22 protein-coding genes and 1 pseudogene are annotated in these 23,112 nt (G+C 71.0%); 10 read left to right on the forward strand and 13 right to left on the reverse strand.

Annotated features, from left to right (window positions below; genetic code table 11):
- The first annotated feature begins 130 nt into the window (after positions 1-130).
- Positions 131-394: a hypothetical protein gene (locus tag ACTMTJ_RS13825; RefSeq protein ID WP_441216757.1), complete on the forward strand. Its 264-nt coding sequence runs from the start codon at positions 131-133 to the stop codon at positions 392-394.
- A 51-nt stretch (positions 395-445) separates the two neighbouring features.
- Here ACTMTJ_RS13825 and ACTMTJ_RS13830 read toward each other — a convergent pair whose 3' ends face one another.
- Positions 446-2,083, reverse strand: a complete 1,638-nt coding sequence (locus tag ACTMTJ_RS13830) for an ABC-F family ATP-binding cassette domain-containing protein (RefSeq protein WP_441216758.1) — start codon at positions 2,081-2,083, stop codon at positions 446-448.
- A 157-nt stretch (positions 2,084-2,240) separates the two neighbouring features.
- Between ACTMTJ_RS13830 and ACTMTJ_RS13835 the strand changes: the two genes are divergently transcribed.
- A complete protein-coding gene (locus tag ACTMTJ_RS13835) occupies positions 2,241-3,482 on the forward strand; it encodes a CobW family GTP-binding protein (RefSeq protein WP_441216759.1) in 1,242 nt (413 codons plus the stop codon).
- Between the two features lie 35 nt (positions 3,483-3,517).
- Here the strand turns inward: ACTMTJ_RS13835 and ACTMTJ_RS13840 are convergent, their stop codons facing one another.
- Positions 3,518-3,865 (reverse strand): histone-like nucleoid-structuring protein Lsr2, encoded by a 348-nt coding sequence (locus ACTMTJ_RS13840; RefSeq protein ID WP_441216760.1) that lies wholly within the window; start codon positions 3,863-3,865, stop codon positions 3,518-3,520.
- Between the two features lie 746 nt (positions 3,866-4,611).
- On the opposite strand from ACTMTJ_RS13840, the gene ACTMTJ_RS13845 reads away from it, so the two are divergent.
- The gene (locus tag ACTMTJ_RS13845) at positions 4,612-6,093 is read left to right on the forward strand and encodes an FGGY family carbohydrate kinase (protein ID WP_441216761.1); all 1,482 of its coding nucleotides are present in this window, start codon (positions 4,612-4,614) and stop codon (positions 6,091-6,093) included.
- Between the two features lie 96 nt (positions 6,094-6,189).
- Here the strand turns inward: ACTMTJ_RS13845 and ACTMTJ_RS13850 are convergent, their stop codons facing one another.
- The 3 genes from ACTMTJ_RS13850 to ACTMTJ_RS13860 all read right to left on the reverse strand — a co-directional run bounded on the left by ACTMTJ_RS13850 (position 6,190) and on the right by ACTMTJ_RS13860 (position 9,656).
- Positions 6,190-7,632, reverse strand: coding sequence for an endo-1,4-beta-xylanase (locus tag ACTMTJ_RS13850; RefSeq protein WP_441216762.1), 1,443 nt, complete (start codon positions 7,630-7,632; stop codon positions 6,190-6,192).
- Positions 7,633-7,924: 292 nt separating this feature from the next.
- A complete protein-coding gene (locus ACTMTJ_RS13855; protein WP_441216763.1) occupies positions 7,925-8,623 on the reverse strand; it encodes a DUF4386 domain-containing protein in 699 nt (232 codons plus the stop codon).
- A gap of 139 nt (positions 8,624-8,762) precedes the next feature.
- Positions 8,763-9,656, reverse strand: coding sequence for a LysR family transcriptional regulator (locus tag ACTMTJ_RS13860; RefSeq protein ID WP_441216764.1), 894 nt, complete (start codon positions 9,654-9,656; stop codon positions 8,763-8,765).
- Positions 9,657-9,931: 275 nt separating this feature from the next.
- On the opposite strand from ACTMTJ_RS13860, the gene ACTMTJ_RS13865 reads away from it, so the two are divergent.
- From ACTMTJ_RS13865 to ACTMTJ_RS13875, 3 genes are all read left to right on the forward strand, one after another.
- Positions 9,932-10,360, forward strand: a complete 429-nt coding sequence (locus ACTMTJ_RS13865; protein ID WP_441216765.1) for a hypothetical protein — start codon at positions 9,932-9,934, stop codon at positions 10,358-10,360.
- 87 nt (positions 10,361-10,447) lie between these two features.
- The gene (locus ACTMTJ_RS13870) at positions 10,448-10,936 is read left to right on the forward strand and encodes a SigE family RNA polymerase sigma factor (protein WP_441216766.1); all 489 of its coding nucleotides are present in this window, start codon (positions 10,448-10,450) and stop codon (positions 10,934-10,936) included.
- Positions 10,933-11,958, forward strand: a complete 1,026-nt coding sequence (locus tag ACTMTJ_RS13875; RefSeq protein ID WP_441216767.1) for a hypothetical protein — start codon at positions 10,933-10,935, stop codon at positions 11,956-11,958. Before ACTMTJ_RS13870 ends, ACTMTJ_RS13875 begins: the two co-directional genes overlap by 4 nt.
- 133 nt (positions 11,959-12,091) lie before the next feature.
- Here ACTMTJ_RS13875 and ACTMTJ_RS13880 read toward each other — a convergent pair whose 3' ends face one another.
- The 3 genes and pseudogenes from ACTMTJ_RS13880 to ACTMTJ_RS13890 form a co-directional block, all read right to left on the reverse strand.
- Positions 12,092-12,313 carry a response regulator transcription factor gene (locus ACTMTJ_RS13880; RefSeq protein ID WP_441216768.1) on the reverse strand — a complete coding sequence of 74 codons (222 nt, stop codon included), beginning with the start codon at positions 12,311-12,313 and terminating at the stop codon, positions 12,092-12,094.
- A gap of 157 nt (positions 12,314-12,470) precedes the next feature.
- A pseudogene (locus tag ACTMTJ_RS13885) lies at positions 12,471-12,842 on the reverse strand (response regulator); the annotation flags it as partial.
- Positions 12,799-15,174 (reverse strand): histidine kinase, encoded by a 2,376-nt coding sequence (locus ACTMTJ_RS13890; protein WP_441216769.1) that lies wholly within the window; start codon positions 15,172-15,174, stop codon positions 12,799-12,801. The gene ACTMTJ_RS13890 and the pseudogene ACTMTJ_RS13885, both read right to left, overlap by 44 nt.
- 191 nt (positions 15,175-15,365) lie before the next feature.
- On the opposite strand from ACTMTJ_RS13890, the gene ACTMTJ_RS13895 reads away from it, so the two are divergent.
- Entirely contained in the window at positions 15,366-15,590 is a 225-nt protein-coding gene (locus tag ACTMTJ_RS13895) for a holin (RefSeq protein WP_441216770.1), read from the forward strand.
- A 94-nt stretch (positions 15,591-15,684) separates the two neighbouring features.
- A complete protein-coding gene (locus ACTMTJ_RS13900) occupies positions 15,685-16,080 on the forward strand; it encodes a hypothetical protein (protein WP_441216771.1) in 396 nt (131 codons plus the stop codon).
- Positions 16,081-16,209: 129 nt separating this feature from the next.
- Here the strand turns inward: ACTMTJ_RS13900 and ACTMTJ_RS13905 are convergent, their stop codons facing one another.
- The gene (locus ACTMTJ_RS13905) at positions 16,210-17,085 is read right to left on the reverse strand and encodes an NAD(P)-dependent oxidoreductase (RefSeq protein ID WP_441216772.1); all 876 of its coding nucleotides are present in this window, start codon (positions 17,083-17,085) and stop codon (positions 16,210-16,212) included.
- Between the two features lie 305 nt (positions 17,086-17,390).
- Entirely contained in the window at positions 17,391-17,888 is a 498-nt protein-coding gene (locus ACTMTJ_RS13910; RefSeq protein WP_441216773.1) for an N-acetyltransferase, read from the reverse strand.
- Between the two features lie 85 nt (positions 17,889-17,973).
- Here ACTMTJ_RS13910 and ACTMTJ_RS13915 point away from each other — a divergent pair, with 85 nt between their 5' ends.
- Complete coding sequence (locus tag ACTMTJ_RS13915) at positions 17,974-18,771, forward strand: class I SAM-dependent methyltransferase (RefSeq protein ID WP_441216774.1); 798 nt, start codon at positions 17,974-17,976, stop codon at positions 18,769-18,771.
- A gap of 107 nt (positions 18,772-18,878) precedes the next feature.
- Here the strand turns inward: ACTMTJ_RS13915 and ACTMTJ_RS13920 are convergent, their stop codons facing one another.
- Together ACTMTJ_RS13920 and ACTMTJ_RS13925 are read right to left on the reverse strand one after the other, a co-directional pair.
- On the reverse strand, positions 18,879-19,781 hold the full coding sequence (locus ACTMTJ_RS13920) for a ketopantoate reductase family protein (RefSeq protein ID WP_441216775.1): 903 nt from the start codon (positions 19,779-19,781) through the stop codon (positions 18,879-18,881).
- Between the two features lie 24 nt (positions 19,782-19,805).
- Positions 19,806-19,928 (reverse strand): 50S ribosomal protein L36, encoded by a 123-nt coding sequence (locus tag ACTMTJ_RS13925; RefSeq protein WP_173068722.1) that lies wholly within the window; start codon positions 19,926-19,928, stop codon positions 19,806-19,808.
- 171 nt (positions 19,929-20,099) lie between these two features.
- Between ACTMTJ_RS13925 and ACTMTJ_RS13930 the strand changes: the two genes are divergently transcribed.
- A complete protein-coding gene (locus tag ACTMTJ_RS13930; RefSeq protein WP_441216776.1) occupies positions 20,100-22,502 on the forward strand; it encodes a discoidin domain-containing protein in 2,403 nt (800 codons plus the stop codon).
- A 113-nt stretch (positions 22,503-22,615) separates the two neighbouring features.
- Here the strand turns inward: ACTMTJ_RS13930 and ACTMTJ_RS13935 are convergent, their stop codons facing one another.
- The gene (locus ACTMTJ_RS13935; RefSeq protein WP_441216777.1) at positions 22,616-23,008 is read right to left on the reverse strand and encodes a hypothetical protein; all 393 of its coding nucleotides are present in this window, start codon (positions 23,006-23,008) and stop codon (positions 22,616-22,618) included.
- Positions 23,009-23,112 lie beyond the last annotated feature (104 nt).

Raw genomic sequence — 23,112 nt, forward strand, 5'->3', positions numbered from 1 at the left:
CCACTCCGCGCGACGCCCCGGGCAGGTTTCCGCCACCAATCCGGTCAGCAATCTGCCGATGCCAGGCATGGACCGGCGATCCGGCCGTTTCTAGCGTCGGGGTAGGTAACCGCGCGGCCGGGAGGTTCAGGTGGTTCCCAACGACGAATCCGGACGGCGCATCTACCGACCCGTCAGACGAACTCGGAAACCCTCGCCCGAAACAACGCCGCTCACCGAGGCCAAGCGCCAGGCCATCCTGCGCGTAATGAACCAGTACCGCCGCTTCGGCCCAAAGCAGGTCCACGCCGAACTGCGCCGCACCCGGCACGACATCACCCTCGTCATGGTGCGCACCGTTTTCCAGCAACTCGGACGGCGGGAGAGCCGCCTGCCCCGCATCTTCCGACGCTGAGCGATCGGTCGGAATACCATTCACGATCAATCAGACGTCGGCGAATACCTGTCAGCGCTCCGTCACCCGCCCGCCGGCCACGTCGAGGCGGCGGGTGGTGAGCACGGCGTCGAGCATCCGGCGGTCGTGGGTGACCAGCAGGAGCGTGCCGGGATACCCGGCCAGCGCCGACTCCAGCTGCTCGATGGCGGGCAGGTCGAGGTGGTTGGTGGGCTCGTCCAGCACCAGCAGGTTGACACCACAGGCCTGCAACAGCGCCAGCGCCGCCCGGGTCCGCTCGCCGGGTGAGAGGGTCGCGGCGGGCCGGAGCACGTGTGCGGCGTTCAGGCCGAACTTCGCCAGGAGCGTGCGGACCTGCGCCGGCGCCAGGTCCGGGGTCTCCGCGCCGAACGCGTCCAGGAGCGTGTCGCCGCCGTGGAAGAGCCGCCGCGCCTGGTCGACCTCGCCGACCACCACACCCGGGCCGAGCCAGGTGCGGCCCGCGGTCAGCTCGACGCGTCCCAGCAGCGCGGCCAGCAGGGTCGACTTGCCGGAGCCGTTGGCACCGGTGATCGCCACCCGGTCGGCCCAGTCGATCTGGAGGTCGACCGGGCCGAGGGTGAAGTCCCCGCGGCGTACCTGCGCGGCGTGCGCGACCGCCACCACCGCCCCGGCCCGCGGAGCGGCGGAGATCTCCATCCGCAGTTCCCACTCCTTGCGGGGCTCCTCGACCACTTCCAGGCGCTCGATCAGCCGCTCGGTCTGCCGCGCTTTCGCCGCCTGCTTCTCGCTCGCCTCGGACCGGAACTTCCGCCCGATCTTGTCGTTGTCGCTCGCCTTGCGGCGGGCGTTGCGCACGCCTTTGTCCATCCAGGACCGCTGGGTACGGGCGCGCTCCTCCAGACCGGAGAGCGTGTCGGCGTACTCCTCGTACTCCTGGCGGGCGTGGCGCCGGGCGACCTCTCGCTCGTGCAGGTAGACGGCGTAGCCGCCGCCGTAGGCGCGCACCTGCCGCTGGGCCAGGTCGAGCTCGACCACCCGGTTTACGGTCCGGGTCAGGAACTCGCGGTCGTGGCTCACCACGACCGCGCCGGACCGCAGCCCGGTGACGAACGCCTCCAGCCGCTCCAAACCGTCGAGGTCGAGGTCGTTGGTGGGCTCGTCCAGCAGGAAGATGTCGTAGCGGCTGAGCAGCAGCGAAGCCAGGCCGGCGCGGGCCGCCTGGCCGCCGGACAGCGCCGTCATCGGCCGGTCCAGGTCGACGGCGAGGCCCAGCCCGGCGGTGACCTGGTTCGCGCGCTCGTCGAAGTCGGCGCCGCCGAGGGCGATCCAGCGCTCGAGGCTCACCGCGTACGCGTCGTCGGCGCCGGCCTTCCCCGCCACCAGCGCATGGGTGGCGTCGTCCAATGCGGACTGTGCCGCGGCCACGCCGGTCCGCCGCGCCAGAAACCGACCGACCGTCTCGCCAGGTCGCCGCTCGGGCTCCTGCGACAGGTACCCGATGGTCGCGGTGGGCGGGCTGACGAGCAGCGTGCCGTCTTCCGGAGTGGCCAGGCCGGCGAGGATGCGCAGCAGGGTGGATTTGCCGGCGCCGTTGGCGCCGACCAGCCCGATCACGTCGCCGGCGGCGACCACGATGTCCAGTCCGGAAAACAGGACACGTTCGCCGTGTCCCGCCGCTAGACCTTTGGCGACGAGCGTTGCGGTCATCAGGATCCGAGTACCTCAGAGCTAGGGCCGGCTGGCGGCGATTGGATCACACCGTACCGCCGGCACCGCTCGGCCTCGCGAGTGCGCCCGGCCCGCCGCCGGTACCCAGACCGGATGCAAGTATAATGACAACCGTTTTCAGAAAGGAGGCCCACGCATGAGTCCCAGCGCCGATGTCCGGCCGGCCGTGACGGTGCTGTCCGGGTTGTGGACCGGCGCCACGTACGCGGTCGCGCGGGCGCTGCTCGCCGCCGACCCGTCCCTGCTGCTGGTCCGCTACGACCTCACCCGGACCGGCTACCTGCGCCATGTCATGAGTGCCGACCGGGTGGACGAGCGGCGCGGCGTCCTGCGCGATGGCGACATGTCGCTCACCCTGCGGGACGAGATCCTGCCCGCCCTGGCCCGGCTGGCCCGCGCCCGTCCGCACCGGCACGTGGTGCTCATGCCGCCCGCCGTGGTCGAGCCGGAAGCGGTCGCCGCCGCCGGCACCGGTTGCCTGGTCGACGGTGTCCCGCTGGCCGATCTGGTCCGCGTCGACTCGTACGTCACGGTGGTCCACGGCGACTACCTGCTCGACGCGCTGGCCAACGGATCCGACCTGGTCACGCTCGGCGTACAAGCCGGCGACGCCGACCACCGGTCACTGGCCGACGTGGTCGTGCGGCAGATCGAGTACGCCGACACGCTCGTGCTGTGGGGCTCGCGCACCGGCGGCCCGTTCGACACCGCACACCCCCGCGCCCTGCTGCGCCACCTGGCGCCCTGGTCGGCACACCTGCACCTGGCCGACGACCGGGTCGACGCCACCGACCTCGCCCAGCGGCTGCTCCACTCCCGCCGGCACCGCTGGGATGTCCCGGGCACGCTCGCCCGCGGCCTCGAGGGGTTCGCGCTCGGCCTGCACGCGCCGGACCCCTCGTCCGACGTCGTCTCCGCGGTCTTCCGGGCGTGCCGCCCGTTTCACCCCCAGCGGTTGCACGAGACGCTCGAGGCGCTCGGCACCGGCGTGCTGCGCTCCCGCGGCCATCTCTGGCTCGCCAGCCAGCCCGACGTGGTGGTCGGCTGGGACTTCGCCGGCGGCGGGCTCGCCATGAGGACCCTGGGGCGCTGGCTGGCCGCGACCCCCGAGGAGCGGTGGCATCAGTTTTCCGACCAGCGCCGCCTCGCCGCATCGGTGGAATGGCACCCGTACTACGACGACCGGCATCACCACCTGGCCTTCATCGGCATCGACCTCGACACCGCCCGCCTGCACCGCACACTGACCCGGTGCCTGCTGACCGACGCCGAACTCGCCGGCGGCGAGGCGACCTGGCGCGGATACCCCGATCCCTTCGCCGGCTGCTTCGCCCTCCCCGACGCGGCCGCCCACAGCCCCGCGGCCGGATATCCATGAGCCCGCCGCCGGCGACAATGACCGTCCACTCACCACTATCTGTTGGCGGCGTGGTACTCCTCCACGATCGCCGCGGGAATCCGGCCCCGCTCCGACAGCGCCTTACCCTGGCTGGCGGCCCACTCACGAATGGCCTTGTTTTCACTCCGGGCACCGGGCCGCCGGCCACTCACGGTTTCTCGCCGCCCGGGCGCGGACGCCCCCGACCGGCCAAGGCGCGTGCCGGCCTCCTGGTACGCCGACAGCAACGAACGGAGCTTGCCCGCGTTTCGACCCGATAGGTCGATCGAATAGTCGACCCCGTCGATGCCGAACCTGACCGTCTCGTCAGCGACCTTACCGTCGATGTCATCGATCAGAGTCTCGATAACCTGACGCGCCACGACCCACACCTCCACACAATGGTTTCCGGGAAGACTACTCCTATTTCCCCGGCTGGTCGTCTCCGCTGACAATTGGCAACATAAATGTCGGCTGTCGCCGCAACCTCGAAACCTCGATTCAAAAGCAGACCTGAGCTACCGCGACGTCCGCCGTGGTCCATACCGTCGCTCCCGCGGCCTCACCCGTCCGCCGCTGGTCCCGCTCACCCCTCCCGCCCTGCTCTCAAGAGGGCAGCCCTGTCACGGTCTGGGCGCGGTTTGCGTGACCGGGCGCCATGAGCTGATTGGCTGTCGACCTGGGCGCACAGACGGAGCAGCTCGACAGCTCGGCGTGAGTGCGGCCGGCAGCGGGATCGGTCAGGCCGCGCGAGCGGCGGTCTGGACCACGAAGGTGGGGGTCTGCGACGGCGCGAGACACCTCTCGGGCTTGTCCCGCGGACCCGGCAGTGGACGGCCGGGGATTTCGGCGAGCGCTGCGAGCCGCCGGCCGGGAGCGGTGCCCGCGGGAGCATACGGTCCGCCGCTGACGCGGACATGGGCGAATATGCCTCGACCTAATGCCAGCACGGGCGGCGACCCTGGCCCCGAAAGGTCTCCAGGCCGCGGACCGGGTCGGGACGAAGCCGAGCAGCTCGTTAAGACCAGGTCGTGACCCCGGCGGACGTGGATTCGCTCCGAGCCGCTGGCCAGACCAGCAGCAGCGACTAGGGTCGTCGGAGAACGCGGCGCCGACGACGAGGACTGCGATGACCTTGACCGACGAAGACGTCGCCCTCGACGCGGCGCTGGACCCGCTGGTCCTGGCGCTCGACATCGGCTCCACCGCCACCCGTGGCGGCGTGCACGACGCGTCCGGCAGGCGGGTCCACGGCCTGCACCACAAGGTGCCGCACGCCTTCACGGTCGCGCCCGACGGCACCTCGGTCATCGACCCCGACCAGGTGACCGCGGAGGTCGAGCAGGTCCTCGACGCGGTGACCGGCGAGCGGCGGCTGAAGACCCGCGTCGCCGGTGTCGCGCTGGACACCTTCGCCGCGTCCCTGATCGCGGTGGACGCGGCCGGCCGCGCGCTCACCCCGTGCCTGACCTACGCCGACTCGCGCAGCGCCGGCGCGGTCACCGCGCTGCGGGAGGAGCTCGACGAGCACGCGGTGCAGCAGCGCACCGGCACCCGCCTGCACACCAGCTACCATGCCCCGCGCCTGCGCTGGCTCGCCGCCGCGCAGCCGCACGTCGTCGCCGGTGCCGCGTCCTGGTGGTCGCTGGGCGAGTACGTCCTGGCCCGCCTGATCGGGCACCCGCTCGCCGGGACGTCCACGGTGGCGTGGACCGGCCTGCTCGACCGCCGCACCGGCGAGCTCGACGCCGAGCTGCTCGCCGCGGCGGGCGCCGGCCCCGGGCAGCTGTCCTCACCGCGGGACCCGACACAGCCCGCGACTCCGGTCGCCCCGGCGCGCTGGCCCGCCCTCGCGCGGGCCGCGTGGTTCCCGGTCATCACCGACGGCTTCGCCAGCAACGTCGGGTCCGGGGCGACCGACGCCACGGTGCTTACCGCGGCGACGGCCACCAGCGGTGCGCTGCGGGTGCTGCTCGACGGCCCCGCCGATCCCCTGCCGTTCGGGTTGTGGAACTACCGGGTCGACGCGGCACGCACCCTGCTCGGCGGGGCGATCAACGACGTCGGTCGCGCCGTCAGCTGGGCGCAGGAGACGTTGCGACTCAGCCCGGCGCTCGCCGCCGTGCTCACCGCACCGCCCAGCGACACCACCCCGCTCGTGCTGCCGTACCTCACCGGTGAACGCGCGCCGGGCTGGGTCGGCGAGGCACGCGCCGTGCTCGGCGGGGTGTCGGCGGCCACGGACGCCGACGCCATGTTCCGCGGGATCGTCGAGGGCGTGGCCATGACCTACGCGCGCGTCGCCGACGAGCTGCGCCCGGCCGCACCGCAGATCGTGCAGGTCGCCGCGGCCGGCCGGGTCAGCAACGACCAGCCCGAGTGGCTCCAGATCCTCGCGGACGTGCTCGGGCGACCCGTCACGCACGTGACCGGCCGGCGCACCACGCAGCGAGGCACCGCGCTGCTCGCCCTCGACCTGCTGGCACCGGACGCCCCGCGCGCGCCCCGGACCACCGGGACGACGTACGAGCCCCGGCCCGCGCACGTCGAGCACTACGCGGCGAGGCGCGCGCGGTTCGCCAAGGTGTACGACGCGCTCGTGCGCGGCTGAGGACTGACGCGGCCAGGGTGTGTCCTCTTGTCCGGGCAGGATGAGAACGCCACTGTCCGGGACGGGTGATTCGCTCCCGCCCCGGACAGGCGGTGGTCAGGAGGCGGTGCAGACCGGGGTCAGGCCGGTGGCCGCCCCGGTGCCCTGGAAGCCGAACTCGGTGGTCTGTCCGGCGTTCAGCCGGCCGTTGTAGCTCACGTTGCCGAACTGCACGGCGCCGCTGTTGCCGCTGCGGTTGGCGTTCCAGGCGTTGGTCACGGTGGCTCCGGACGGCAGGGTGAGCCGGACGTTCCACCCGTTGATCGGCGCGGTGCCGGCGGTGACCCGCACGGTGGCGACGAAGCCGCCGGTCCAGGAGTTCAGCGAGACCGCGGCTGTGCAGCCGGCGGTCGGGGTGGGCGACACCGTGGGTGACACGGTCGGCGACACCGTCGGCGAAACGGTCGGTGACACCGTGGGCGACACCGTCGGCGACGTCGTGTTGGTGGGGACGCGGCCCTTGTTCAGCTCGTCGAGGACCGCGTGGTAGGCGGCCTTCTTCTGGTAGTTTCCGCTGCTGCCGGTGAACAGCAGGCCCCGCTCCGAGGCGCGCCACGACTCGCTGTCGGCGATACCCCAGACGGTGATGCCGGTGCAGCGCGCGACGTTCAGGCAGGCCCGGACGACCTTGCGGTAGTTTTCCGCCTGGCCGGCGCCGATGTCGTTGTTGCTCAGGTCGTCGTCGATGTCCAGCTCGGTGATGTGCACCTCGACGCCCAGGTCGGCGAAGCGCTGGATGTTGGCCTGGAGGTCGTCGGTGATGATGCTGTTCGGGTTGTCGTTGAAGTGCGCCTGGAACCCGACGCAGTCGATGTACTGCCGGTAGTTGCGGACGATGTCGTACAGCGCGTTGGCCTTGCGGTTCTGCGTGCCGCCCCGGACCGTCAGGCCCTCGACGTCGTAGTCGTTGATGCACAGTTTCGTGGTCAGCCCGCCAGCCTGCACGACCTGCTTGGCCCGGATGAACGAGTCCCGGATGACGTCGGTGTCGCCGGTGTCGAAGAAGTCACCGTCGCCGTTCGCGTCCCGGTTGAGGGTGTGCGGCCACTGGGTGCGGCGGTTGCCGGTGTTGTTGTCGTCGAGCGCCTCGTTGACGACGTCCCAGTACGCGATCCGGTTGCCCCAGCGGTTGAGGGCGTTGCCGATGAACGTGTTCAGCGTCGCCTGGTTGGCGCCCTGGAGCGAGCCGGCCTGCGAGTGCCACACCAGCGTGTGGCCGCGTACCAGCATGTTGTTGGTCTGGGCGTAGTTGACCAGGGTGTCCGCGTTGCCGGTGTTCTGAAGCCCACCGCTCGACGTGGCGATCGTGGCGGGCTTCATGTCGTTTTCGGGAGTCAGCTGGTTGAACTCCTGGCCGACGATCGAGCTGAGCCGGCCGGGTGAGGCGGCGACGCCGAAGAACAGCCCGGCGTTGGCGGCCGCGGCCCGCAGCGTGGTCTCGGCAGCGGCGGCCGGGCCGATGGACTGGATCGCCGCGGCGCCGCCGACCAGCAACAACACGGCCGCGGACAAAGCTACGCTGGTGACTTTTTTGCGCTGTCTCGGGCTGCTGTTCACGGGACCGTCCTCAGTGCTTGGCGTCATGTGATCGGCGCTCATATATGTCTGCCGAAGGGCAGTATCGATACCCGCGGGCCGCGCTGTCAACAATTTCCGGAACTGTTCCGGAAGCGTTCAGGAGAGCAAAGGGGCCTACTTGTGCAGGTAGGAGAGGCGCGCGACCGACGAATGGGCGCCCGGCCGCGCCCCCTTTCGACACTCAGGTACCGGAATGCGCCGACCTTTCGAACGCCTACGCCGCGCGAGCGACGGCGAGTTCGCCGGCCGGGTCCACCGCCTGCCGGCGCACGCCCCGGACGACCAGGTAGCCGACCATCCAGAACTCGCCGACGGAGGCGGGGTACGCGAGTGCCTCGGCGAGGACGTGCGCGTCCGGGGCGAGGTACCTGACGAACGCGCTGAGCACGTAGCCGAACCCGCCGCCGACGAGGATCCAGCCCAGGGCGCGGGGCATCCAGCCCGAGCGCAGTACGCACCAGCCCATGGGTACGAGCCACAGGCCGAAGAACAGCCCTCCCACGGCCCACATGTTCTCGCTGATCAGGTACAGGACGTGGGCGGTGGCCGCCGCGTCGCCGAACGGGTCGGCCGCGACCTGGACCGCCGTACCCAACAGGGCCGCGCTCACCAGGCCCACGACCGCGTTGACCAGCCCGAAGGCGGCGATGCCGCTGGCCGCCACGCGGTCCACGGTGCGAAACAGGCGGTAGAACCAGACCGCGGCGAGGGCCTGGACGACGACCATGAGCAGCTCCACGGCAACGATCGCGCGGGCGAGCGACTCGCGCGTGACCAGGTTGGCCAGTGTCGCGTCGGGGTCGTCGGCCGTGTAGAGCCGCGGCAGGAGGACGAGGTAGAAAGCGACGCCGGTGATGGCCATGCCGAGGTAGAGCAGCCCGGTCTCGCGGGCGGTACGTACCAACGGGTGCACGACTCCTCCTTGACTTCGGACGCGTGGAGTCAGGCCATGAGACGGATGCCTCACGCGCCATGTACAACAAACTTGACATCTCGAAGGTAAAGCAGTCGCGACATGATGTCAATAATTTGTGACACCACCAGCGCCCAGGCTACATCTGCTCCGCCAGCTCGTTCGCGGTTTCGACGGCGATGTCGATGGCTCGGGCCGCGAGTGGCGACCGGGTGCGTCCGGCCGGCCAGTACAGGTACCACGTGCTGGTGGGTGACGGTCGGAGCCGGTGGATGCTGAGCTGGTCGTCCGACCAGGCATCGGATCCGTGGAGGGCGAGCCACGGCAGCACCGCCGAGCCGATGCCCGCCCGCACCATCGACACGACGGTTTCGTGGCCGGCCGTGCGGAACACGATTCGTGGCCGCGCCCCGTCGCCGGCGAGCACCCGCTCCAACCATCGTTGGTGGTAGTTGGGCGGCCAGGCGACCATCGGTGCGCCGTCGAGCTGCTTCACCCGCACCGCACCGTCGGGAAACGTGCCGGCGCCGGCCACCAGGAGGTACGGCTCGTCGAGCAGCTTGACGTACTCGACGTCGCCGTCGATCCGGGCGTAGTGGAACAGCAGGTCGAGGTCTCCGATCCGCGGATCCTCCGGCCCCACCTCGGTCAGCCTGATGTCGCAGCCGGGGTGCTCGCCGAGCAGCCGGCGGACGACAGACGGCAGGATCAGCTTGGACGCGCCCTGGAAGGTGCCGATGTCGATCCGGCCGTTGCCCGCCCGGAAGCGGTCGACGGCGTCGGCCAGCCTCTCCGCCTTCGCCAGCAGATCGCGCCCGTGGGCCAGGACCACCTCGCCGAGCGGAGTGATCCGCACCGGCCGGGGACCTCCGGGCCGGTCGAAGACGGCACCGCCGACGGCCTTCTCCAGCGCGGCGACCTGCTGGCTCACCGACGACTGGGTGTAGCCCAGCCGGGCCGCCGCCCGCCCGAACGTGCCTTCCTCGGCGATGGCGACCATGGTCCTCAGGTGGCGCAGCTCGACGTCGACCACGAGTCACAGCATAGGCGAGAGCGATCAACCCGATCGGTGGTCATCGCCTTCCCCGATGCACCGCCGGCCCCCGTCCGACCCTCCTCGATCGCGCGCCCGCACCGGTAGGTGAGGTTTCGTTGTCGAGAGATGGACCGGCCAGAAGAAGGACTTTCATCGGTCCGCCGCCGGCAGGCGGCGATCTTCCAGCGGATGCGGGTCGAACGGCCGACCTGATGGATCAACCACCGTGGATACGCTGCCGGTACCGACCAGACCACGATAGGAGGGGTCTGATGCGCCGGATCGCGACCACCCTGATGCTGTCCCTCGCCCTGATCCTCACGCTCTCACCGGCGACCACCGCCGCCGCGGACACCGGTCTCACGGTGAACGCCCGATGGGCCCTGCTCAGCGACGACCCCGCCACGGTGGTGCTGGTCGGCACGTACACCTGCGGCCCGTTCCCCGGCGGTGTCCCCGACCGCGGCGTCATCGACCTGGGGGTCGACCAGCGCGTCAACGGCGCGACCCGCCGCGGCATCGGCTACCTCACGCCGACCGTCTGCGACGGCGCTCCGCAGTGGTTCGCGGCCGGCGTGTCCACCGTGGACGGCACCGCCTACCGCCGCGCGACCGCGACGTGGAGCGCCTCCGGCTACGTCGAGGGACCGGACGGCGTCCAGCACGGCTCGGTGCCGCCCACCACGATCCAGATCCGCTGAACCGGCGCGCCTCCCGGATCACCCGCCCCGCCGTGCAACGCGACGGGCCCTCGGCTTCGTGTTGAGGGGGTGAGCGGGGAGGGTCGGTTGACATTCGAGGAGTACGTGGCGGTGCGGTTGCCGGCACTGCTGCGGCAGGCGACGGTGCTGGCTGGCGATCCGCACGCGGCCGAGGACGTCGTCCAGGACGTGCTGGTCAAGGCACAGCCGAGGTGGGCGCGGATCCGCGAGCTGGACATGCCGGACGCGTACCTGCGCAAGATGATCGTGAACGAGTTGCTCTCCGCCCGCCGCCGGCTCGCCGCCGCGCGCCGCCGGGAACGGGTCCACTGGCCGGCACCGGACCAGGACGGCGCCGACATGGTCGTGCAGCGCGAGGCGATCTTGCAGGTGATCCGCGCTCTCCCGGTTCGCCAGCGCCTCGTGATCGCTCTGCGCTTCTACGAGGACATGGCCGACAGCGACATCGCCGCGCTGATGGGCTGCTCCGAGGGGACGGTTCGCAGTCAAGCCTCGCGTGCGCTGGCCAAACTGCGCGAGATCGCCACGCTCCAGCCGGTACGGGAGGACGAATGATCGACACCGACGCCATCCGAGGCGCCTTCGCCGCCCTCGCCGACCAGGCCCCTCCCCCGGACCGGATCCGCGCCTCGCTGGCCATCCGCGCGCGGCGGCACCGCCAGCGTCGACTCGTTCTCCGGCTCGCCGGCGCCGGTGCGGCCGCGGCCACGACCGGCGTCGCGGCGGCGGGAGTGTGGCGCCTCACCCGGCCGACCGAGCCGGCGTTCCCGGTGCTGCACGCCGGTCCCGGTGGCGGCTGGTCCCGGGTCCCCCTGCGCTTCCGCCCGGCGTGGCTGCCGCACGGCTACGGCGAGGGCCAACGCTCGGTCGTCGTGGACGGGACACAGGCACCGGTCCTCTCGCGGACCTGGCAGCCGGGCACGCCGGACCAGCTGATCTCACTGCTGATCGGCTCGCACCCGTCGCTCGAAGCCGACCGGCCGAGCGGCCGGGCGACCACCATCGACGTCGGCGGTGTGCCCGGCGAACTCGTCCAGGTCGGGGACCAGCCTCCCGCCACCCACCTCACCTGGCAGCCGCCCGGCCAGCCACGGCTGATCGTGAGCGTGCTGACCGACGACGGCGCGGACGCCCAGCAGGACGTGGCCGTCCGCGTCGCGCGTTCGGTGCGGCCCGATCCGGGACACACCTGGGTCGGTCCCCGCTTCGGCTGGCTGCCACCGGACTTCGCCACCGTCCCCTGGCGGCTGCAACAAGGCTTCGACGACGCGAGCTGGGCCCAGCACGTGGCCGTCGACGCGGCCGACGGGCGGCAGCTCCTCATCACCATGGGCAGCAGCGCGTCGAGCCGGCTGGAGAACACCTTCGCCACCACGCCCGTCCGCATCCGCGGGTTGAGTGGCTGGCAGGTGCCGGAAAACCGGCAGGTCTTCCTGACTTTTCCCGACGGCGTCGAGGTGTTCGCGCAGCTCGAAGACGGACCCGACCGCGAGCAGACCATGCCCGACCTGATCCGGATCCTCGAGGAGTTCGAGTTCGGACCATGGCCGGACATGAGCTGGATCGGTGGACGCTGAGGATCAGACGACCGGGCCGAGGCTGTACGGCGCGTTGTTGTCGGACTGTCCAATTTGCGTGCATCGGATTCCGTATCCCGCGACCGGAGCCGCCGCCCGCTTCCGTCAGAACCGCGCCGCGCTTCGCCGCGGTTCAGGACCCGGTCGGCGTGGGGGGCTCGCCGAGACCGGCTTGCCGAGCCCGCACGATGGCTTCGGCCCGATCGGCGACGTGTAGCTTGGCGAAGATGTTCGAGACGTGGTTTCGGGCGGTCTTGGGCGCGATGAACAGCTCCCGGGCGATCGCCGCGTTGCGGTAGCCTCTGGCCAGCAGGTCCAGTACCTGGCGTTCTCGGTCGGTCAGTTCCGGAAACACGGGCGCGCCGGCTTCGTTCGCTCTGGAGTCGAAGTACCGGCGGACGTGCTCGACGATTCCCTGGGCCCATGATGAAGTCGCCGTCGTGGACAGCGGCGACGGCGCGGGCGAGCTCCGCGCGGCCGGCGCTCTTCAGCAGGTAGCCGTGTGCGCCCGCGCGGATGGCGTCGAAAACCAACTCGTGGTCTTCGAACATGGTCAGCACGAGCGTCCGGATGTGCGGGCTCGTTTTGGTGATCCGGCGGATGGCTTCGATTCCGCTCGCCTCCGGCATCTGAAGGTCCATGATGACGACGTCGGGCTGAAGCCGGTCGGCGAGGTCGACCGCCTCCAGGCCGGTGCCGGCCTGCCCGACCACGTCGACGCCAGGTGCCGAGGCGAGCAGCGCCTGAAGGCCTTCTCGGACCGCGGGGTGGTCATCGGCGACGACCACGCGTAAGGGCTCGCGGCTCATCGCCGTGCTCCTTTGGTATGTGCGGCGCGGATCACTGGTTTTTCCAGTCTTCCGCTGTCGTTGTCCCGTCGTCATGGTGCTGTTGTCCCGTTCCGGGGCGCGACCGCGGGTTCGCGCCCACGGCCGGGCGACGCGTCGGCAAGGGGATGCGGATTCGCACGGTCGTGCCGTGGCCCGGTCGGCTGTCGACGCTGAAGGCGCCGCCAAGCTCGACCGCGCGGTCCTGCATCGAGGTGAGGCCGACTCCTTCTGGCGGGTCGGCGGGGAGCCCGGCACCGTCGTCCGCCACCTCCACCACGAGGTCGTGGCCCGCCTCGAGCCGGACCCGGCAGGTGCTGGCGGACGCGTGGCGAACGACGTTGTTCATGGCCTCCACGGCGATGTGGAACGCCGCCACCTCCACCGCGGCGGGTAGCCCGTCGAGATGGCCGTCCTGTTCCACGGTGATCGTCGGGGGTGTGCGCGCGCCGGTGCCGGACTTGGCGAAGTAGGTGGCTCGCTCCTCGATCGCGGCTTTGAGCCCGAGCTGGTCGAGCGCCGGTGGGCGGAGGCCGTCGACGAGTCGGCCGATGTCGGCGATCGCTCGACGTGTGCCGTGCAGGAGCCGGCCCACCAATGCTTCCGCCTCGCCCGGCGCGGAACGGATCAGGTCTTGGGCGACCTCCAGCTGCATAGCCGTGGCGGCGAGCGAGGGGCCCAGTCCATCGTGTAGGTCGCGGCGCAGCCGGCGGCGTTCCTCCTCGCGGGCGCTCAGGAGCCTCGACCGTGACCTTTGGAGGTCCGTGGCGAGCAGCAGCGTGTACCCGGTGATACCGACCTGGCGGGCGAGCTCGTCCAACAGCCGTCGGTCCGCCGCACCGAACGCCTCACGGCCGGCTGCCACGCTGAGATGCAGCTGCCCGAGTCGTCGGCCGGCGTAGGTGAGCGGCAACGTCTGCGGTCGGCCTGTTGGTCTGCCGTAGGTGGCGCGAACTACGCGGTGCTCCGGTGAGATGCCCACCTCGACGGCGGCGTACGACAGCCGCAACACCTCGGCGAGCGTCGTGACGATCTCACCGAGCACGGCCTCGGGCGCCCCGTGGACGTTGATCCTGCCGAGTGTGGAAGCCACCGTGAGAGGTTCGTGCCGCTGCCCGAAAAGGCGCCGGCCGACGGCCCGCTGGAGCCGGACCCGCAGCGGGTGCACGGAAAGCGCCACGAGGGCGGTGGCGAACAGCGCCGCGGGTGTCGGCCCGAGGGTGTCGGTGAGCAGGTACACGGCGAGCAGGTACACACCGCCCAGGCAGCCGGTGAGTGACCCGTAGACGAGCGAGCGCCGCAGAACCAGCTCCACGTCGAAGAGCCGGCGGCGCAGGACCGCCGAACCGACGGCCACCGGTAGGGGCAGCAGGATCATCGCGAGCCATCCCGGCGGTACCGGGTCCTGCCCTAAGGCCTGCGGCAGTTGACCGACGACGAGGTAGAGGGCCGGGGAAGCCGCGAAGAAGACCAGCTCCCACCGGATCCGTTGGGAGCGCTCGAGGCCGCGTTCGCGGATCAGGCTGGCCAGGATCGCCGCGATGATCAGGATTGGATAGGTACGCGCCGCGGGCAGGGAGACGTGCAGGACGGTCCGCAGCCGGTCCAGCGGATCGCCGTCGCCCGGTAGACGGAACAACAGGTAGACCCCGTAAAGCACGAACGGCAGCACATAACCCGCCCCGACGAACCAGGGCCGGTGCCGCACGATCACCCGCGGTTGGGGAAGGGTCAGCGCCAGGTGGAGGAAGGCTCCCCAGGCGAGCGCGTTGGCGATGCCGCCGCCGATGTACGGCCAATGACCGTACGGAACGACCACGTCGACCACCTGCGGGCCGAACGGCCACGAGGTCGCCCCGATGGAGATCAGCACCGGAATCGCCAGCAGCGTGCGGGTGGCCGGGCTGCGGGGCGCCCGGAGAAAGACGCCCACCGAAACCGCGAGGAAGGTAACGAGCAGCAACACCGCGCTGCCTGAGCTCCGGAGAACCATGAGGAACGGATAGGAACCGGTCGTGACGGGCACGTCGACGGTGGTACGGCCGGACGCCTCCCCCGCACTCCGCAGAACCGTGTAGACGAGCCGGTCGCCCTTCTCCGGAGCGGGTCCGCCTCCGCCTGCGAGCAGCGCGTGCACCGGCTGGCCATTGATCGCGATCACCTCGTCGCCCGGCCTCAACAACCCGTCTCCCACGACACGAGTCACCGTGATCCCGCCCGCGTTCGGGGTGTCCACATAGGCGAGAGTCGCATCCGACGGGGCAACCAGCCGGCTGAGAATTATCCAGACAACCGGTGCCGCCAAGCCGACCAACACGACCGTCACCGGCCGGAGGCGGCGGCGCCCCGCGCCCGTCTCGGTGCCACGCACGCGGCCGAGCCAAACCATCGAGCCCACTCTATAGCCGCTGCGATGCGCCCGGTGCGCGTCCCGAAGTGTGTCCCGTTTCCGGCCCGCCGATGTGGCCCTACGAACGGGACCGCGGCCCTATGGTGCCCGGGATTCGTCGGCATTCATGCTCGCCTCAGTAACTTTCGCCGACCCGGACAGCTGGGAATGCCGCGCTTCGAGGAGTGACCATGCTTACCCGCAAATTCTGGAAGCAAGTGGCGGAACGGGCCGTCAAGACCTTCGCCCAAGCGGCTGTCGCAGTCATCGCCGGCGACGAGTTGGGCATGCTCGCCGTGGACTGGCTCAACGTCCTCTCCGTCGCCGGGCTCGCCGCGATCATTTCCGTCTTCACCTCGCTTGGTTCCGGAGCCATCAACGAAAAGCCGACCCCGAGCCTCGTGAAAATCGATTAGTGCGCGATATCGCGTCGTCGGCTCCTGCCACCGGGTCGGCCCCAACGGCACGCCTCAGCCCTGCTGGGGCAACGAGACGACAGGAGGCCCGGCCATGGCCGCGGCAGTAGTGGACAAGTATTTCACCGTCAATATCAACAGTGATGCCGACACCGATGCCGGCGTGGAACTGATGAACGGCGATTGGGTCGACGTCAGTGCCACCGGCACAGTCTGGTCCGGAGTCTGGGCCACAGGCCGCAACGGACCCGAGGGCTGGTCCAGCTGGTCCGCGAGCGGCGACGCGCTGGTTCCGGGCGTACCCCCGTTCTCCTTGCTCTGGCACACCGCGGAAGACGGCTATCTGTACATAGCCTCGGGCTTGCGGCGGACATACCAGAACGCCACTCTCGGCCCCGGGAAGACGCGGCTGTCCTTCAACATCAACCGGGATCCGCGAAGCCGCAGAGGCGACGGCGGGTTCCAGATCCACCTCGTCGTCTGGCGCTGAACCGATCGAACCGGGCGGGTGGGGATCTCACCCGCCCGTCGGTTCGCGACATCGTCTTGGACATGGATGGCTTGTCCTGGGACCATTACCTCTTCGGCGCGGGTACCCAAAAGCGGTTGGTCCGCTTCGTCAGCCGGGTTGCTTGATGCTTTCGATGATTCGCGCGAAGCCTTCAGGTCCGTGACCCGCGTCGATCTGGTGTTGGATGAGGCGCTGGACCATGGCGACCACGTCGGTGCTGATGCCCTGGTCGGCGCTGGCGGTGAGGATGTCGCCGAGGTCGGAGAACTCCAGGCTCTGCTGCCCGTCGACGGTGTAGTCGCCGCCGTCGATAACCGTGGCGAACCCTTGGAAGGCGCCGGTCATGGCGGTCAGCCATGGTGCGGCCATGGCGGCGAACTCTCCCGCGGTCACGCCTTCGGGCGCAAGCATGGCGGCACCGTGCACGAACCCGGCGAACATCACGTACATGCCCGCGAGGAGGGCCAGGTCGTACAACGACGCCAGCCCGGGATCCGCACCGAAGTAGGTGCTGGTGCCCCACAGGTCCAGTAGCGGCTTGTACCGGTCGAAAGCGGCGACCGACCCGCTGTAGAGGATTGACGACCCGGGCTGGCCGATCATCGTTGGGACGGCCATGATCCCGCCGTCCAGGTACTCCACGCCAGCATCGGCGGCCCACGCGGCGAGCTCGCGCGCCTGCGCCGGTGTCGTCGTGGTCACGTTGATCAGGGTCCGGCCGGCCAGAACGCCGGACAGCGGGTCGAGCACCTCGTGGACCGATGCGTGGTCCAGCAGGCAGGCGATGACCAGCCGGCTGACCCGGACCGCGTCGCCCGCCGTCTCGGCGCCGGTCGCACCCTGGGCGACGAGGTCGCTCGTCCTGCCCGGCGAGCGGTTCCAGACGGTTGTCGCGTGTCCCGCCTTCAGCAGGGCGGCCGCGAGCGCGGTGCCCATCGCGCCCAGCCCGAGAACGCTTACCTGGACGTCGTGGTCCGTCGTCATGTTTCTGGCTCCCTCGTGATCGTCGTTCGAGGCGATCCTTTCCGCTGCCGGTAACGTTGACCAGTACCGACTAAATAGTCAGGTACTCACCTTTTGGTAAGTACCTGTGGAGGGCAGATGGCAGCGGCAGCGCGACGCGGTCCGTACTTCTGCGGCATCGACGCCGCGCCCGTTGGGGACGTGGGGCACCGAACGCATCCGGCGGATCGGCGCCGAGAAGATCTCGCTCGATGTCGCAGGCCGGTTTCAGACGTCGCGGGCGTTGTGGCGTAAGGCTGTTGGCGGTTGGCACCGCCTCGGGCGTGTCACGAGGCGCGCGGCAGCGCGAGCCAGTCCTGCCAGGTGATGTCGCGGCCCAGATAGCGTGGCTGCCGGAAGGGCCAGTCGGCGGCGATCCACCGCGGCACCAGCGCGTCGAGCGCGCGTTCCACCTCACCGCCGACGAGGTCGTCCACCACCCACCAGGAGACCTCGCCGTCGGAGCCGGTGCGTTCGGGTGGGTCGACGTAGACGCAGCCGAAGATCGCCGTCTCCCCCTCGTCCAGCAACGCGTAGTTGAACGACTGGTGCGCGGCTATCTCCCTCTCGTGCCGCAGCAGGTCGATACGGTCCTCTTCGTAGGTCATCGTCTCTTTGGGCCAACCCCAGGCCGGACCGAAGATGTCCCACAAGCGCTCCCGCGATCCCATCACGGCGGGATAGTCGAGCGCGGTGTCCGCCTCGCGGATCGGCCGCAGGTGAAGCGCGGTGCCGGGCACGGGCACGTAGACGGGGTGGACGAAGCCCTCAGGCAGCCAACTCATGAGGGCCGAGGCTACAACTCGTGCGGCGCGGGATGATCCAGGTGGGCGACTGGTAGCGCTGGCTTCGAGGCTTAGGGTGGTGGGCGTGGCACGCGAGGTGTGGGCGCGGGGAGACGCGTACGAGGCGTATGTCGGGCGGTGGAGCCGCCGAGTCGCGGCGCGGTTCGTGGCGTGGCTGGACGTGCCGGCCGGGCGGCGGTGGCTCGACGTGGGATGCGGCACCGGCGCGCTCAGCGCGACCGTCCTGACGCTCACCGACCCGGCCGAGGTGACCGGCGTCGACCCGTCGGACGGGTTTCTGGCGACCGCCCGCGCGCAGGTCGCCGATCCGCGAGCGTCCTTCCTGACCGGTGACGCGCGGACACTGCCGCTGCCGGCGGCCGGCTTCGACGCGGTCGTGAGTGGGCTGGCGCTCAACTTCGTGCCCGAGCCCGCCGAGGCGGCGGTCGAGTTCGCGCGGGTCGCCGCGCCGGGCGCGGTCGCCGCCGCCTATGTGTGGGACTACGCCGAGGGCATGGAGCTGATGCGCCACTTCTGGGACGCGGCGGCCGCCCTCGACCCGGCCGGCGGCGAGCTCGACGAGGGCCGCCGCTTCCCGATCTGCCGCCCCGGTCCGTTGCGTGCACTGTGGACGGACGCGGGCTTCGCGGACGTGTCGGTCGAGGCGATCGACATCCCGACGGTGTTCACCGGCTTCGACGACTACTGGGAGCCGTTCCTGGGCGGGCAGGGCGCCGCGCCGGCATACCTGATGGCGTTGAGCGAGGAGCGCCGCGCCGCGGTGCGCGACCTCCTCCGCGACCGCCTACCGTCCAATCCGGACGGTGCCATCTCGCTGACCGCGCGCGCGTGGGCGGTCCGGGGATACGCGCCGGGCGCCTGAGCCGCAGCGTCCTCAGCTCGTCGACGACGCGGCGCGTCCACGCCTCGCGGCGGTGACGGCGCCGAGGGTGGCCACCAGATCCGCGGCCTGCGCGCGGGCGGCGGCGGTCAGATGCCGCGGGCCCGCAGGTCTTCGACGATCCGGGCGGTCACCGGGGTGTCCACGCCCGCGCGGGCGGCCGCACGCAGCACCGCCCCGCCGATCGCGTCCACTTCGGCCGGTCGGCCGGCCTCGACGTCGCGCTGCATCGACGACTTCATCCCCGGCGGCATGCGGTCGAAGAAGCCGATGACCGCGCCGGCGTCCCCGGTGGCGCCGGCCGCGCGGGCGACCGCCGCCACCTCGCCGACCACCGCTTCCAGATCGCCGCGGTACTTCTCGCGAACCTCGCCCGCGGTGGCGCCGTAGGCCGTGGTGAGCAGCGCCAGCGGGGCCAGGAAGGCGAGCTTGTCCCAGATCACCAGGGCCTCGGAGTCGCGCACCGCCGCGTCGATGCCGGCCGCGCCGAGCTGGCCGGCGAGCGTTTCCAGCCGCGTGCGCGGGGTGTCGTCGCCGGCGAGCTCCACCGCGCAGAACGGGCTGGTGTGCGCGATCCGGCCGGGCGCGACCCGGGTGGACTCGACCCGGATCGCGCCGGCGAGCACCCGCGCGGACGGGAAGCGCTCGCGCAGCCCGGCCATGTGGTCGACGCCGTTGAGCAGCGGCAGGACCAGGCCCGCGCCGAGCACCTCCGCGGGCACGGCGTCGAGGGCAGCGTCGAGCGCGGTCGCCTTGGCCGCGACCACGCACACGTCGACCGGCGCGGCGAGCCGCGGCACCGCGGTCGCGGGCACGCGGAAGTCGCCGTACTGGACGCTGGATACCTCCAGCCCGCCGGCGGTGAGTGCCGCCGCGGTGTCCGGCCGCGCCACGAACACGACCGGGTGGCCGGCCCGGGTCAGCACCGCGCCGACCAAGCCGCCGACGCCACCCGGCCCGACCACCGCCACACTCCACGGCGACTGCGTCACGTGCCCTCCTTCAGGCCTGCGGCGTCAGCCCTGGCGGCCGTTCCACCGGGGGTCGCGCCGGTTGATCACGCGGACCCGGCCGCCGCGGCGGACCACCACCGCGCCGGGCTTGCGGGCCAGCGAACGTAGCGAGCTACGAACCTTCATCATGGTCCTCTTTCCACTCCGCGTCCGGTCGTGTGACCGTTCGCCGCATCCGGAACGCCGTGGACCCGCTACGGATTCCCTCCGATTCTTGCGTTGCCCTGTCAGGTTATTGCGGTGATGTGTTCATTCCTGGCATGATGACCGTCGATCCCGAGCTTGAGGAGCGTCGCCATGGCGGTATCGCGCCGTACGTTCGTGACGTCCGTGGCCGCCGGCTCCGCGCTGGCCGCCGTGTCGACCACCGCGGCCGTCTCGACCTTGACCAGCGCGGCCGGTGCCGCCAGCCCGCCCGGCGACGTGGTGGGGAAGATCTCCGTCGGATACCAGGGGTGGTTCGCCTGCCCCGGCGACGGCGCCCCGATCGGCGGCTGGTGGCACTGGAGCCGCGACCGCTTCCAGCCACCCTCGCCGAGCAACACCACGATCGTCTCCTGGCCGGACCTGCGGGAGATCGCCCGCGGCTACACCACCGCCTACCCCAACCTGGGCAACGGACAGCCGGCCCGGCTGTTCTCGTCGTACGACCAGCAGACCGTGGACACCCACTTCCAGTGGATGCGCGACCACGGATGCGACACGGCCGCGCTCCAGCGGTTCAACCCGTTCGGCGACGAGGGGCCGACCCGCGACGCGATGGCGGTCAAGGTGCGCGACGCGGCCGAGCGCTTCGGGCGCAAGTTCTACATCATGTACGACGTCACCGGCTGGACCGGCATGCAGTCCGAGCTGAAAACTGACTGGACCACCAAGATGTCGGCACACACCGCCTCACCGGCGTATGCCCGGCAGAACGGCAAGCCGGTCGTGTGCGTCTGGGGCTTCGGCTTCAACGACTCCGGCCGCCCGTTCGCGCCGGCGCCCTGCCTCGACGTGGTGCACTGGTTCAAATCGCAGGGCTGCTACGTCATCGGCGGCGTCCCCACCTACTGGCGGCAGGGCATCAACGACTCCCGCCCCGGCTTCCTCGACGTCTACCACGCCTTCGACATGATCTCGCCGTGGATGGTCGGCCGCACCGGCACGCTCGACGGGCTCGACTGGTTCTACACCAACGTCAACGTGCCCGACCAGGCCGACTGCGACGCGCACGGCATCGACTACCAGCCCTGCGTGATGCCCGGCGACCTGTCCACCGGCGCCCGCGCGCACGGCGACTTCTACTGGCGGCACTTCTACAACATGGTGCGGCTGGGGTGTCAGGGCATCTACATCTCGATGTTCGACGAGTTCAACGAGGGCAACCAGATCGCCAAGACCGCCGAGACCGCGGCCACGGTGCCGGCCGGCAGCGGGATCCGGCCGCTGGACGAGGACGGCACGTTCTGCTCGTCCGACTACTACCTGCGGATCACCGCCGACGGCGGCCGGATGCTGAAAGGCCAGCTCGCGCTCACGCCGGTGCGCCCCACACCGCCGGTCGCCGGCGGTGGCCCCGACCCGCGGCCGGGCGTCGACCTGGCGGCCGGCCGGCCCGCCTCGGCCAGCAGCCAGAACGGCGGCTTCGTCGCCGCCAACGCGGTGGACGGCAACGCGGGCACCTACTGGGAGAGCGCCAACAACGCCTTTCCCCAGTGGCTCCAGGTCGACCTGGGGACGGCCGCGACGGTCGACCGCGCGGTGTTGAGGCTGCCCTCAAGTTGGGGCGCGCGGACGCAGACCCTCTCGGTGCAGGGCAGCGCCAACGGCTCCGCCTTCACCACGCTCGCCGCCTCGGCCGGCCGGTTCTTCGACCCCGCGTCGGGCAACACGGTGACCGTGACGTTCCCGGCGACCAGCGTCCGCTACGTGCGCATCTCCGTCAGCGCCAACACCGGCTGGCCGGCCGCGCAGGTGGCCGCCCTGGAGGTGTACGCCGCGACCGGCCAGCCCACCGACCCGCCGCCCAGCGCGCCGGGCAACCTGACGGTCACCGCGAAGTCGTCGACGAGCGTGACGCTGTCCTGGACCGCGAGCACCGACAACGCCGGTGTGACCGGCTACCAGGTGCTGCGCGGCGGCGCGGTCGTCGCGACCACCGCCGCGACGCAGGCGACGGTGACCGGGCTGAGCCCGGCGACGGCGTACAGCTTCCAGGTCACCGCCCAGGACGCCGCCGGCAACACCTCGCCGCCGTCCAACACGGTCGGCGTCACCACCGACCCGGCACCCCAGCCGGGCGGCAACCTGGCCGCCGGCCGCCCGGCGACCGCGAGCAGCCAGACGCAGAGCTACGGCCCGGGCAACGCGGTCGACGGCAACGCGGGCAGCTACTGGGAAAGCGCCAACAACGCGTTTCCACAGTGGATCCAGGTGGACCTCGGTTCGGCGCTGACGGTGGGCCGCGTCGTGCTCAAGCTCCCGCCGCCGGCGGCGTGGGCGGCGCGCACGCAGACGCTGTCGGTGCAGGGTGGCACCAACGGTTCGACCTTCACGACACTTGTCGCCCCGGGCGGGCGGGTCTTCGATCCCGCGTCCGGCAACACGGTGACGCTGACCTTCCCGGCGGCGAGCGTCCGCTACCTGCGCGTGCACATCACCGCCAACACCGGCTGGCCGGCCGGCCAACTGTCCGAAGTGGAGGCGTACGCACCGTGACCCACTTGTCGTGTCACGCGCTAGGGTGGGCCGGCCCGGGTGACGGTTTGTGCCACTGGTAGTGATCGGGTTCGGACGCGCCGGTGCAGACCTCTTTCCTCGCCGGTCAGGCACTAGGGTGACCGCCGGCGCAAAGCGTCTACCAGGCCGTCCGGGTCGGCGACCGTGACCGTGAGCCCAGGATGGCGCAGCCACCGCCCCGGCAGCAGGGCGGGCACCGGCGTCGCGAAGCGGACACACACCCCCGCGGCGGCGTTGGTGCCGAAGGTGACGCCGCGGTCGGCGAGCGAGAGGTGGGGGCCGATCACCCGCCACCACCGGTACGGCCCTGAGCGGCGCGCGTCGAGGACGTTGTCCCGAGCGGTCCGCAGGCGCCATGGTCCGAACCGGACCACAAGCTCGGCTTCCGACAGCGCCAGCCACGCGTTGCCCGGCCGGACACCGAACGGCGCCAGCAGCCACCACACGGCTCGCGACGCCGCGAACCGGAACCGCGCCTCCGCCATGTCAGCCGGTTACCCCGCGCGTCCCCAGCCCAACCACCGCCGGCTACCGGTGGGTGGTCGCGGACGAATCTTCCGTCGTTGGGACGATAAGCAGCGGTTTCCTA

The sequence above is a fragment of the Phytohabitans sp. LJ34 genome (assembly GCF_052068095.1).
Taxonomy (GTDB): Bacteria; Actinomycetota; Actinomycetes; order Mycobacteriales; family Micromonosporaceae; genus Phytohabitans.

Coding starts and splice junctions, on each gene's coding strand:
- ACTMTJ_RS13865 (WP_441216765.1), top strand. CDS start 9,932: ATGCGCCGGATCGCGACCACCCTGATGCTGTCCCTCGCCCTGATCCTC.
- ACTMTJ_RS13935 (WP_441216777.1), bottom strand. CDS start 23,008: ATGGCGGAGGCGCGGTTCCGGTTCGCGGCGTCGCGAGCCGTGTGGTGG.
- ACTMTJ_RS13900 (WP_441216771.1), top strand. CDS start 15,685: ATGGCCGCGGCAGTAGTGGACAAGTATTTCACCGTCAATATCAACAGT.
- ACTMTJ_RS13910 (WP_441216773.1), bottom strand. CDS start 17,888: ATGAGTTGGCTGCCTGAGGGCTTCGTCCACCCCGTCTACGTGCCCGTG.
- ACTMTJ_RS13905 (WP_441216772.1), bottom strand. CDS start 17,085: ATGACGACGGACCACGACGTCCAGGTAAGCGTTCTCGGGCTGGGCGCG.
- ACTMTJ_RS13845 (WP_441216761.1), top strand. CDS start 4,612: ATGACCTTGACCGACGAAGACGTCGCCCTCGACGCGGCGCTGGACCCG.
- ACTMTJ_RS13830 (WP_441216758.1), bottom strand. CDS start 2,083: ATGACCGCAACGCTCGTCGCCAAAGGTCTAGCGGCGGGACACGGCGAA.
- ACTMTJ_RS13835 (WP_441216759.1), top strand. CDS start 2,241: ATGAGTCCCAGCGCCGATGTCCGGCCGGCCGTGACGGTGCTGTCCGGG.
- ACTMTJ_RS13895 (WP_441216770.1), top strand. CDS start 15,366: ATGCTTACCCGCAAATTCTGGAAGCAAGTGGCGGAACGGGCCGTCAAG.
- ACTMTJ_RS13925 (WP_173068722.1), bottom strand. CDS start 19,928: ATGAAGGTTCGTAGCTCGCTACGTTCGCTGGCCCGCAAGCCCGGCGCG.
- ACTMTJ_RS13890 (WP_441216769.1), bottom strand. CDS start 15,174: ATGGTTTGGCTCGGCCGCGTGCGTGGCACCGAGACGGGCGCGGGGCGC.
- ACTMTJ_RS13875 (WP_441216767.1), top strand. CDS start 10,933: ATGATCGACACCGACGCCATCCGAGGCGCCTTCGCCGCCCTCGCCGAC.
- ACTMTJ_RS13930 (WP_441216776.1), top strand. CDS start 20,100: ATGGCGGTATCGCGCCGTACGTTCGTGACGTCCGTGGCCGCCGGCTCC.